This is a genomic window from Ureibacillus sp. FSL W8-0352 (assembly GCF_038004345.1).
Lineage (GTDB): Bacteria > Bacillota > Bacilli > Bacillales_A > Planococcaceae > Ureibacillus > Ureibacillus thermosphaericus.
The window spans coordinates 1,384,932-1,397,148 of the sequence record NZ_JBBOQT010000001.1; the positions used below are offsets into that span (position 1 = coordinate 1,384,932).

General features: G+C 37.3%; 11 protein-coding genes. 5 read left to right on the top strand and 6 right to left on the bottom strand.

Annotated features, from left to right (window positions below):
- The first annotated feature begins 247 nt into the window (after positions 1-247).
- Genes NST98_RS07175 through cysC form a run of 3 tightly spaced genes read left to right on the top strand, consistent with a single transcriptional unit; the run spans position 248 to position 2,713 of the window.
- The gene (locus tag NST98_RS07175) at positions 248-952 is read left to right on the top strand and encodes a phosphoadenylyl-sulfate reductase (RefSeq protein WP_340714774.1); all 705 of its coding nucleotides are present in this window, start codon (positions 248-250) and stop codon (positions 950-952) included.
- A gap of 12 nt (positions 953-964) precedes the next feature.
- The gene (gene sat, locus NST98_RS07180; RefSeq protein ID WP_096551686.1) at positions 965-2,104 is read left to right on the top strand and encodes a sulfate adenylyltransferase; all 1,140 of its coding nucleotides are present in this window, start codon (positions 965-967) and stop codon (positions 2,102-2,104) included.
- Between the two features lie 12 nt (positions 2,105-2,116).
- Complete coding sequence (gene cysC / locus NST98_RS07185; RefSeq protein ID WP_096551688.1) at positions 2,117-2,713, top strand: adenylyl-sulfate kinase; 597 nt, start codon at positions 2,117-2,119, stop codon at positions 2,711-2,713.
- 111 nt (positions 2,714-2,824) lie between these two features.
- On the opposite strand, the gene ltrA is transcribed toward cysC, so the two are convergent.
- On the bottom strand, positions 2,825-4,087 hold the full coding sequence (gene ltrA, locus NST98_RS07190; protein WP_340715687.1) for a group II intron reverse transcriptase/maturase: 1,263 nt from the start codon (positions 4,085-4,087) through the stop codon (positions 2,825-2,827).
- 857 nt (positions 4,088-4,944) lie between these two features.
- Here ltrA and NST98_RS07195 point away from each other — a divergent pair.
- Entirely contained in the window at positions 4,945-5,259 is a 315-nt protein-coding gene (locus NST98_RS07195) for a transposase (protein ID WP_340714775.1), read from the top strand.
- A 174-nt stretch (positions 5,260-5,433) separates the two neighbouring features.
- Here NST98_RS07195 and sufB read toward each other — a convergent pair whose 3' ends face one another.
- The 5 genes from sufB to sufC are packed head-to-tail and all read right to left on the bottom strand — an operon-like array spanning position 5,434 to position 10,617.
- Complete coding sequence (gene sufB / locus NST98_RS07200) at positions 5,434-6,831, bottom strand: Fe-S cluster assembly protein SufB (RefSeq protein WP_016838671.1); 1,398 nt, start codon at positions 6,829-6,831, stop codon at positions 5,434-5,436.
- 20 nt (positions 6,832-6,851) lie between these two features.
- On the bottom strand, positions 6,852-7,295 hold the full coding sequence (sufU, locus tag NST98_RS07205) for a Fe-S cluster assembly sulfur transfer protein SufU (RefSeq protein ID WP_340714776.1): 444 nt from the start codon (positions 7,293-7,295) through the stop codon (positions 6,852-6,854).
- Complete coding sequence (locus NST98_RS07210) at positions 7,282-8,508, bottom strand: cysteine desulfurase (RefSeq protein WP_340714777.1); 1,227 nt, start codon at positions 8,506-8,508, stop codon at positions 7,282-7,284. The genes sufU and NST98_RS07210 overlap by 14 nt, the downstream gene beginning before the upstream one ends.
- Positions 8,508-9,812 (bottom strand): Fe-S cluster assembly protein SufD, encoded by a 1,305-nt coding sequence (gene sufD, locus NST98_RS07215; protein ID WP_340714778.1) that lies wholly within the window; start codon positions 9,810-9,812, stop codon positions 8,508-8,510. Before sufD ends, NST98_RS07210 begins: the two co-directional genes overlap by 1 nt.
- A gap of 19 nt (positions 9,813-9,831) precedes the next feature.
- Positions 9,832-10,617: a Fe-S cluster assembly ATPase SufC gene (gene sufC / locus NST98_RS07220; RefSeq protein WP_016838667.1), complete on the bottom strand. Its 786-nt coding sequence runs from the start codon at positions 10,615-10,617 to the stop codon at positions 9,832-9,834.
- A gap of 554 nt (positions 10,618-11,171) precedes the next feature.
- Here sufC and NST98_RS07225 point away from each other — a divergent pair.
- Positions 11,172-12,074 carry a LysR family transcriptional regulator gene (locus NST98_RS07225; protein WP_026019096.1) on the top strand — a complete coding sequence of 301 codons (903 nt, stop codon included), beginning with the start codon at positions 11,172-11,174 and terminating at the stop codon, positions 12,072-12,074.
- The last annotated feature ends 143 nt before the right edge of the window (positions 12,075-12,217 follow it).

Consider the following 12,217-nt stretch of genomic DNA (forward strand, 5'->3'; position numbering starts at 1 on the left):
ATTATTCTTTTTCTTTGAAACATACAATAATCCAATTTTTCCGATTAGTCAACATGGTTTTATAAAATTTTAAAAAATCATTTTTAATATTGATAAATTCAATAAAAATAGTATACTTTAAATAAAATTACATTTCTAAAATTTTTTATAACTTGATACGCTGACTAGAACACTAGAGGCGTTTTAATGTAAATTCTCTTTTTTGTTTACATTAAAACGCCTCTTTTTTATTGAAAGGAGGAATCGCATGCTAACGTATCACACATGGCAAGATTCATTGATAGATTTTGAAGTGGATGAAACTTATAAAGGGGCATTGAATGTTTTACATTGGACCTATGACCATTACGGAGATGATGTGATTTATGCATGTAGCTTTGGCATCGAAGGCATTGTGTTAATTGATCTAATCTCAAAAGTAAAGCCTGATGCGAACATTGTGTTTTTAGACACGGATGTTCATTTTAAAGAAACATATGAAACAATTGAAAGAGTTAAAGAAAAATATCCCCAATTAAATATTGAGTTAAAGAGGCCTTCTATTTCCTTAGAAGAACAAGCGAAATTATATGGGGATGAACTTTGGAAAACTAACCCGAATAAATGTTGTGAAATACGAAAAATAATCCCTCTCCATGAAACGTTAACAGGAGCAAAAGCATGGATATCTGGTTTACGCCGTGAACAATCTGAAACGAGAAGACATGTGGAGTTTATTAACAAAGATAATAAATTTCAATCGATAAAAATATGCCCACTCATTCATTGGACATGGAAAGATGTATGGCGTTACGTAAGCAAACATCAACTAACATACAACCCTCTTCACGACCAGGGGTATCCGAGTATTGGTTGCGCTCATTGCACAAAACCAGCTTATACAATGGATGACTTGCGTTCAGGAAGATGGGCAGGTCTCAATAAAACAGAATGCGGATTACATGTTGATTAGGAGGATGGAACAATGACAATTCAACCCCACGGTGGAGAATTAATTAATCGATTTAACCCAAATGAAAAATACGAGCATCTGCAATTAGAAATTCCTCTAGATGGAATTGCATTAAGTGATTTGGAGTTAATCGGAGTAGGCGCTTACAGTCCATTAGATGGATTTTTATCACAAGAAGATTATAAAAGTGTTGTCGAAAACATGCGATTGGCTAGCGGCATTGTTTGGAGCATTCCGATCACATTACCTGTCACAGAAGAAGTTGCTGCTACATTAAAAGTTGGTGAAAAAGCGAAATTAGTATTTAATGGAGAAGTATACGGTACGATTGAAGTTCATGAAATTTACACACCCGATAAATCAATTGAAGCAAAAAATGTATATGGAACAGATGATTTAAACCACCCTGGCGTGAAAAAACTATTTGAACGTCCAAATGTATATGTTGGCGGAAAAGTAACGCTTGTGAAGAAAACAAAAAAATTATTCCCTGACTACACGTTCGACCCGAAAGAAACACGCGCTTTATTTGAAGAAAAAGGATGGAAATCGGTTGTTGGCTTCCAAACAAGAAATCCAGTGCATCGCGCGCATGAGTATATTCAAAAAGTAGCTCTTGAAATCGTGGATGGCCTTTTCTTAAATCCTTTAGTAGGAGAAACAAAGTCAGACGATATTCCAGCAAAAATTCGTATGGAAAGTTATGAAGTATTGCTCGATAAATATTATCCAAAAGACCGTGTGCAGTTAGGCGTATTCCTTGCAGCAATGCGTTATGCAGGACCAAGAGAAGCCATTTTCCATGCGCTTGTTCGAAAAAATTATGGCTGCACTCACTTTATTGTTGGTCGAGATCATGCAGGTGTCGGAAATTATTACGGAACATATGACGCACAAAAAATGTTTGACAACTTCACTCCAGAAGAAATCGGCATCACACCATTAAAATTTGAACATAGTTTCTATTGTACAGAATGCGACGGCATGGCAACAACTAAAACATGTCCACATGATGCTTCTTCTCGTATCATTTTATCCGGAACTAAAGTACGAGAAATGTTGCGTAATGGAGAGATCCCTCCAAGCACATTCAGCCGCAAAGAAGTAGTAGAAGTATTAATTCGCGGGCTTCGTGAAGAAGTTCATTCATAAGGAGTTGTTACAATGAGTTCAAACATCGTATGGCATAATACATCGATTACGAAAGCTGATTACCGAAAGAAAAATGGCCACCACAGCTTCATTCTTTGGTTTACCGGTTTATCTGCATCCGGAAAATCTTCCATTGCCAACGCATTGGCAAAAGAATTGTTTGACCGTGGAAATCAAGCCTTTGTACTGGATGGCGATAATATTCGCCACGGTTTAAATAAGGATTTAGGATTCGATGAACAATCAAGAAAAGAAAACATCCGTCGAATCGGTGAAGTTTCAAAACTATTTGTGGAAAGCGGACAAATCGTGTTGACGGCTTTTATTTCACCATATAAAGAAGACCGTGCTTTAGTGAGATCCCTTGTTGATGAGGGTGAATTCATCGAAGTATATGTGAAATGTTCTATTGAAGAATGTGAACGAAGAGATCCAAAAGGGTTGTATAAAAAAGCGCGAAATCATGAAATTCCGAACTTTACGGGCATTTCTGCTCCTTATGAAGCACCAGATCATCCTGAAATTGTTGTAGATAGCGAAAAATATTCTATTGAGGAATGCACAGCTCAATTGATTGATTTTTTAATTGAAAAAGGATATATCAAATAGCTTTCAATCCGCCATAATCCTTCATAGAAAACTCCCAATCGAGTAGGAGGGAGCGATTAACTCCCGTCCTCTCACACCACCGTACGTACGGTTCCGTATACGGCGGTTCAATTAAGATAATTGACGCAAGTTTTCATAACGAGCTTCAAGACTTTTCAGCCCTTGGTTTCTCCAATAGGAGTTACCAAGGGTTCTGTGTAATATTGGACTTTTTGAAATACGCCAATAACTCTTCCGAGTATTTCCCCATTCATACGCTTGCCATTGTGGTACGCCAAGTTGAATAAGGTTGCGTATCTTTGTTTTCGGTTTCTTCCAGTTCTTCCATAGACACATTCGAAGTCTTCTACGAATCCATTTATCTAATTCAGGGAATATAGATTTGGTGTCTGCTAACGCAAAATATCCACACCATCCCATTAGATATTGATTCAGTTTCTGAATGCGGTATTCCATCGGGTAGGGCATCTTGCGTGATGTGATTTCACGAACTTTATTCTTCATTCGTTTAAGGCTTTCTTTTGCGATACGAACCTTTGGCTCTTTATGATAGGTAAAGCTAAATCCTAGAAACTTACGTTTCCATGGACGGTCGACCGCTGATTTCTTTTCATTTACTTTCAGTCGTAGTTTTCCTTCAATAAATCGCTGGATACTTGCCATTGTGCGAAGTCCTGCTCGTTTACTTTTCACGTAAATGTTACAGTCATCCGCATATCGAACGAATTTGTGTCCTCTTCTTTCCAATTCTTTATCTAGTTCATCTAGTACAATGTTAGATAGTAGCGGACTTAATGGTCCTCCTTGTGGAGTTCCTTCTAATGTGCTTGACACCACACCATTAATCATGACGCCCGATTGTAAATACTTACGAATCAATTTCAGTAATGGTTTATCTTGGATTCTCTTCGCGAGTGTACCCATTAATCTGTCATGGTTGACCTTATCAAAGAATTTCTCCAAGTCCATATCTACAACCCATCGATATCCATCTCTTATATATTCTTTCGCTTTCCTCGCCGCATCATGAGCACTTCGGTTTGGTCGAAATCCGTAGCTGTTTTCAGAGAATGTAGGGTCGTACACTTTTGAAAGTACTTGGGCGATTGCTTGTTGAATCAAACGGTCTGTTACGGTAGGGATTCCTAGTAAACGAACACCGCCATCAGGTTTCGGGATTTCGACTCTGCGGACTGGCATCGGTTCATAAGTTCCCTTGAGAATTGCTTCTTTAATCGATAGCCAATTTTCAACTATGTGCTGTCGTAGATTTTGTACGGGCATCATATCTACTCCGTGGCTTCCTTTATTCTGTTCTACACGTTTTAGTGCTTGAAGCATGTTCTCCCGTGACAGGATTTGATTCAAAAGCATCGTTATTCTCCTTCCGTGAATAGCTGTTCTCTTTATGCCAGTGGTCACTCCACCCTCCAAGAGGTCCCCCACGGGATTCACCGCTTCCTTCCTCAAGTGAGGTACTACGTTTTCTGTGTTCATCATGACTCACTGAATGCCAAGGGCTATTCTCTCTTAATTGTTCGGTCCTTCTCAGTTGTTCTAGACCAACTAATACTATGACCTCTGCTGACTTCTGATGGTTCAGCTACTTATCACTAAGTAGGTTATGAAGTGTACTTCACGTATCCATCAGACCTCCCCGGGTAAGTACATGCACTTTCACACCATCTATCCGCCTCATTTACTCGATATGACCTTCGACAGAAAGAGCTTTGTTTTGTTTCGCAAACTCACTCAATCATACCTAGCCTTATATGAGGTTCGTGTTCCTCGGACCGGTGTTTTGCCTCCAGCTTCCTTCAGATTCCGCGTCACCACGGACACCCTTGCTCTTGGCTAACCTCTACTTCTGTCTTCGGGGTTCGGGACTTACACCCTATAGATTACATCCATGCCAGGCGCACTCATATAAAAAACAGGGCACCTTTTGCCCTGTTTTTATTTGTAAAACATACACAATATATTTCATCTAAAAAAGAACCCTGTGATTTGTTTGAATATGGTATTTTTTGTAAATTAATCAAACGCACTGTGGATACTTTTGGATTCCAAACGGGAAGACGTGTAAGAATATGACTTGCCTCATTCAAAAAATGCAAATAATAACCAAACAAGCAAGATTACAATAGTAAAAATTAACTAGCGTTAACGTTTTTTGGTATTTTATTAAGTTGTGGAAATATAGCGGAATACCCAATGTGTTGATATCGAATATGGCTACAATGACTCCTTTTTTCAAATACGTGCAACATTGCATAAAAATCAAAGACTTTGAGCTCCTAAAGAAAACATTAGAGAATAAACAAAATATCGTTTCCAGCTATATGAAAACCGCCATCAAGACAATCAACAAATACATCAATTACGTCGAGAATACGCTAAAGTACGATTATAATAACGGCATTTTAGAGGGGATTAATAACAAAATCAAAGTGATTAAACGCATTTCTTTCGGTTATCGATCCTTCTATCACTTTAGAAACCGAATATTCATTACCCAAAACTTAGCGAAAATAAAAACAGCTTAGGGGAACCTCGAATTTCCCCTAAGCCATCCGATTACACATTACCAAATAATGTCACTAAAATTTATTCACCAACACCATTTGACAAAGAAAAAAAATAAATTTCGTGGGCAAAATGTGGGCAGACGGTATTTTCCGACTGCCCACAAACGCTTAATAATATTGATATTATTGGTTTTATCCAATAGAACCTTCCATTTCAAACTTGATCAAGCGGTTCATCTCTACTGCGTATTCCATTGGAAGTTCGCGAGTGAATGGTTCAATGAATCCCATTACGATCATTTCTGTAGCTTCTTGCTCAGAAATACCGCGGCTCATGAGATAGAATAATTGTTCTTCTGATACTTTAGAAACTTTCGCTTCATGCTCAAGGGATACATTGTCATTAAATATTTCGTTATATGGAATTGTATCTGAAGCAGATTCATTGTCTAAAATTAATGTGTCACATTCAATATTTGCACGAGCACCGCTTGCTTTTGGACCGAAGCGGACAATACCACGATACGTTACTTTACCGCCTTGTTTTGAAATGGATTTTGACACGATTGTAGATGAAGTATTTGGTGCTAAGTGAATCATTTTTGCACCTGCATCTTGGTGTTGACCTTTACCCGCTAATGCGATGGATAACGTCATACCACGAGCACCTTCACCTTTTAAGATACAAGCAGGGTATTTCATTGTTAATTTTGAACCGATATTACCGTCAATCCATTCCATCGTACCATTTTCTTCAACGATTGTACGTTTTGTTACTAAGTTATATACGTTGTTAGACCAGTTTTGGATTGTTGTATAACGGCAATAAGCATTTTTCTTTACGATGATTTCAACAACCGCTGAGTGAAGTGAGCTTGTTGAATAAACTGGTGCTGTACAACCTTCAACATAATGCACATGGGCACCTTCATCAACGATTATTAATGTACGTTCGAATTGACCCATATTTTCAGAGTTAATTCGGAAGTATGCTTGAAGAGGTGTCTCCACTTTCACACCAGGTGGAACGTAAATGAATGAACCCCCAGACCAAACTGCTGTATTTAGAGCAGCAAACTTGTTATCAGATGCTGGTACGACTGTTCCCCAATATTTTTTGAACAGTTCTTCGTTTTCTTGAAGAGCAGAATCTGTATCTTTAAAGATGATTCCCATTTCTTCAAGATCTTTTTTCATATTGTGGTAAACCACTTCTGATTCGTATTGTGCTGAAACTCCGGCTAAATATTTTTGTTCAGCTTCCGGAATACCTAATCGGTCGAAAGTTCGCTTAATTTCCTCAGGCACTTCATCCCAAGAGCGTTGTGTTGCTTCAGTTGGTTTTACATAGTAAGTAATTTCATCGAAGTCTAAAGCTGATAGGTCGCCTCCCCATTGTGGCATTGGTTTTGAATAGAATATTTCAAGAGCCTTTAAGCGAGACTCGAGCATCCATTCTGGTTCATTTTTCATTTTTGAAATTTCACGGACGATTTCTTCGGTTAATCCACGTTTTGAACGGAATACAGAAACGTCCTTATCACGGAAACCGTATTTGTAATCGCCAATATCCGGCATTTGTTTTGCCATGTTCTCTCCTCCGTTCAAAGTTATTCTATCTCTTTGCTTACACCTTTTTCCATCGCTTTCCAAGCAAGAGTTGCACATTTTATGCGAGCTGGAAATTTTGATACGCCTTGTAGTGCAGCAATATCTCCTAATTCATCTAAAATTTCTTCATCAATTTCTTCTCCAAGCATCATTTTTGAGAAGATATCAGCTAATTTTAATGCTTCTTCCACTTTTTTCCCTTTAATGATTTCTGTCATCATAGAGGCAGATGACATGGAAATCGAACAGCCTTCACCATCAAATTTGGCATTTTCCACGATTCCATCATTGATTTTTAACGTAAGATGTATGCGGTCTCCACAAGTTGGGTTATTCATATCTACTGTTACATTATTTTCATCTAAGTAACCTTTATTGCGAGGTTTTTTGTAGTGCTCCATAATTACAGCACGATAAAGTTGATCTAAATTATTCAAAGACATTGTTAAAATACTCCTTCGCTGCGCGCAATCCTTCAACGAGAGCGTCGACATCTTCCTTATTGTTATAAATATAGAAGCTCGCTCTTGCAGTTGCAGAAACTTTCAACCATTTCATTAACGGTTGAGCACAATGATGTCCTGCACGAATTGCAATTCCTCTCATATCAAGTACAGTGGCAAGGTCATGAGGATGCACGCCATCTAAATTGAAAGTAACAAGACCGCAACGTTTTTTTGGATCTCTTGGACCGTAAATATGAAGGCCTTCAATTTTATCCATTTCAGATAAAGCATACTCGATTAATTCATGTTCATGATTAGCAATTTTATCTAATCCAATATTCGTTAAATAATCAATTGCAGCTCCCAATCCAATCGCCCCAGCGATATTTGGTGTACCGCCTTCAAACTTCCAAGGAAGCTCTTTCCAAGTAGAATCATATAAATCAACGAAGTCAATCATTTCACCGCCAAATTCAATTGGCTCAATGTTTTCTAAAAGTTCTTGTTTACCGTAAAGTACTCCGATACCTGTTGGCCCACACATTTTATGGCCAGAAAATGCTAAAAAGTCGCAATCTAAATCTTGAACATCAATTGGCATATGAGGTGCTGCCTGGGCTCCGTCAACCACCATTACCGCACCATTTTCATGCGCAATTTTAGCAACTTCTTTAATCGGGTTAATGGTACCTAACACATTAGAAGTCATCGTCATTGCAACAATCTTTGTTTTTGGAGTAATCGTTTCTTTCACAGTATCTAAAGAGATTGTCCCGTCTTCTTCTAAATCAATGTACTTTAATACTGCATTTTTTTCCTTCGCTAGTTGTTGCCATGGAATTAGATTGGAATGATGTTCCATATATGTGATGACAATCTCGTCACCTTCTTGAACATTTTGTCTTCCATAAGCACTAGCAACCGTGTTTAAAGATGTTGTTGTTCCTCGAGTATAAATGATTTCTTTTGTTGATTTAGCATTAATAAATTTGCGGATTTTCTCGCGCGCCCCTTCATAAGAATCCGTTGCACGGTTTCCTAGCGTATGAACACCACGATGCACATTGGAATTATCAAAATCGTAATATTTACGAACAACTTCCAACACTTGAACAGGTTTTTGTGATGTTGCAGCGCTGTCAAGGTAAACGAGCGGATGACCGTTTACTTCTTGATTTAAGATAGGAAAATCTTTTCGAATTTCATTCATTAGCGAACTTTCCCTTCAATAACCTTCGTTAATTGATTCTTAACTCCTTCAATTGGCAATGAGCTTACAACCGGTGCAAGGAATCCATGGATGATTAAACGCTCTGCTTCTTCTTTTGAAATACCACGGCTCATCATATAGTACAGTTGAGTTGGATCAACTCGTCCAACAGATGCCGCGTGTCCTGCTATTACATCATCTTCATCGATTAATAAAATTGGGTTTGCATCACCGCGAGCTTTACTTGAAAGCATGAGTACACGGGATTCTTGTTGAGCATTTGATTTGGAAGCACCATGCTCGATTTTACCAATTCCGTTAAAGACAGATTGAGCAGCATCTTTCATTACTCCGTGAGTTAAAATGAAGCCTTCAGAGTTTTTACCCCAGTGACGAACTTCTGTTGTAAAGTTTTGCTTTTGACTTCCAGTACCAACAACAACTGTTTTTGTATCAGCACTTGAACCATCACCAACAAGGTGAGTGATATTTTCAGAAATAGTATCTGAGTTGTTCATTAATCCTAATGCCCAGTTGATTTTTGCATCACGATACAAATGTCCACGGCGATTTACATATGTTGTATAGCCTTTTGCTAACACATCAACTGCACCGAAAGAAACTTGTGCATTGTCTAATGCAATAACTTCTTCAATTAAGTTCGCTTGTCCTTTTGCACTGTCAACTGTTGATAAGTAGTTTTCTACATAAGTGACAGAAGAATTTTTATCTGCAACCACTAATACATGATTAAATAATGAAGCTTCTTCATCATCATTTAGGAACACAACTTGAATCGGCTTTTCAATTACAACATTTTGTGGAACATATAAGAATACGCCGCCGTTTACTAATGCTGCATGGTAAGCAGTTAATTTATGTTCATCTAATTTAACAGCTGTTGTCATAAAATATTTTTGTACTAAATCACCATGTTCACGAACTGCTGTTAAGAAGTCTGTGAAAATCACACCTTGTGCTTTTAATTCTTCTGAAAGCTTTATAACTACCGGTGTGTTGTTTCTTTGAATATAAAGATTTTCTTGTTGTTCAATGTCAATTAAATCTTTTACTGCTTCAGGCAATTGCTCAATCGTGAAAGATTCACTTTTCACCGTATGTTTAGGGAAATTGATAAAATCCCACTTTTCAATATTTGTTTTATCTGGTTTAGGCATTGGTAAATCAGTAGCTTTTTCAATCGCAGCCGCACGTAAATCAGTAAACCATTTCGGTTCATTATTTAACTCAGAGAACGAGCGGACTTCACTAGCTGATAACGCCAATTTTGTTTCAACCGTCATCGATAATCGTCCTCCTAAATTAAGCTTCTTTTTCCGTTACTGCATCTGTATCTTCGATACCTAATTCTTGTTTAATCCATTCATAACCTTCAGCTTCTAATTTCTTAGCTAGCTCAGGTCCGCCAGATTTCACCACTTTACCTTGCATCATTACGTGTACGTAATCTGGAGTGATATAGTTAAGCAAGCGTTGATAGTGAGTAATCACTAAGCAACCGAAGTTTTCACCGCGCATTTCATTAACGCCTTTAGATACAACTTTCAATGCGTCGATATCAAGACCTGAGTCAATTTCGTCTAAAATAGCAAATGTAGGTTTAATCATCATCATTTGAAGAATTTCATTGCGTTTCTTTTCCCCACCGGAGAAACCTTCATTTAAGTAACGTTGAGCCATTTCTGGATCCATTTCTAAGAATTCCATCGTTTTATCTAGCTCACGGATAAATTTCATAATGGAAATTTCATTACCTTCACCACGGCGTGCGTTGATTGCTGAACGGATGAAGTCAGCGTTTGTTACTCCGGAGATTTCTGATGGATATTGCATTGCTAAGAATAAACCTGCTTTAGCACGCTCGTCTACTTCCATTTCTAATACGTTTTGTCCATCTATTTCAATTGTTCCTTGAGTAACCTCGTATTTTGGGTGACCCATAATAGCAGATGCTAAAGTAGATTTACCTGTACCGTTAGGACCCATGATTGCGTGTACTTCATTTGTGTTAATTGTTAAGTTTACACCTTTTAAAATCTCTTTACCTTCAATTGAAACGTGAAGATCCTTAATAACTAATGTTGACATCTATATACCTCCATTTTTGCTATAAATGGTAATACCATTTCTAATTTATTATCATTCTAATCTTAACCGAAAACAAGTGAGCATGCAAAACATTTAATCATTTATTCCCATCATTGAGTAAAATCCTCATCAATATTAGAATTTCCGAACATTAAATTCTTAACAACAAATCAAGACAATGTAAAAAGAAGGAATGTTTATTTTCAATAAATAAATCGTAATTGAGAACAGTTATTAATGAAAGAATTTTTTGAATAGAAAGCTATTATCAACCAACATCTTTCGATATATTTTTTTTAATTGCATTCAGTCTATGCTTCTTTTCAGAGTTCTTAAATTCATCCTTTGAAATAATTGTTATTTAAGAAATTTCTAAAGTAGTAGTAAATCAAATTTCTGCCCTTTCATGCCCCTTGACTTTGACTGATATATACAATCTATGCAACAATGTTCCTTTTCCTAAACGTTTACATTATTGGCATTTTCCATTAATATAAATTGTATATATTTTTTTATCAACCCATCTATTTTTTAGATGATTAGGAGGGAGAACACTGGAATTACGTCAATTACGATATTTTGTTGAAGTTGCAGAACGGGAACATATCTCCGAGGCAGCTGAACACCTTCATGTTGCCCAATCAGCTGTAAGCAGACAAATTGCCAATCTAGAAGAAGAGCTTGGCACAGCACTTTTTGAACGTGTAGGGAGAAACGTGAAACTAACACCGATTGGTAAAATTTTTTTAGAGCATGCAATTACCGCTCTGAATGCTATTGATTATGCTGTTAAGCAAGTGGAAGAATATTTAGATCCTGAAAAGGGGTCCATTAAAATTGGCTTCCCTACTAGTTTAGCAAGTTACGTCCTCCCAACAGTTATTTCTGCCTTTAAAAAAGAATATCCTGACGTTTCTTTCCATCTACGCCAAGGATCCTATCGCTATTTAATTGAGGCAGTCAAAAACCGTGAATTAAACCTTGCATTTTTAGGACCGGTACCAAAGAAAGATGAAACAATCGATTCAATGATTTTATTCAATGAAAACATTTGTGCATTGCTTCCTGCCAATCACCGGCTGGCGAAGCGGGATAAAATTCATTTAGATGAACTACGTCATGATCACTTTGTCCTTTTCCCTGAAGGATATATTTTACATAAAGTCGTAGTCGATGCTTGCAAATCAGCAGGCTTTTCTCCTATAGCCACTTCGGTGGGAGAAGATATGGATGCTTTAAAGGGGCTTGTAGCAGCAGGAATTGGCGTAACATTATTGCCAGAAAGTTCTTTCTACGATTCTACACCACGGTTAACTATCAAAATGAAAATCGATAATCCAAATATCACCCGCAATGTAGGAATTATTTATCCAACAAACAGAGAATTAGCTCCTTCAGAACAAGTATTTATCAAATTTGTTCAAACATTCTTCTCCAGATTAAATCAATTTCAATAGAGGATATAACATAATTTCATTGTTAAAGAACTGTTTCGTAATGGCCAACATACTCAAAATCAAGAAGGCAAAGGTCACCTTATTTAATTCTCTTAAACATGCAAAACCTCCCAATCGTTTTCGATTAGGAGGTTATTTCGTTT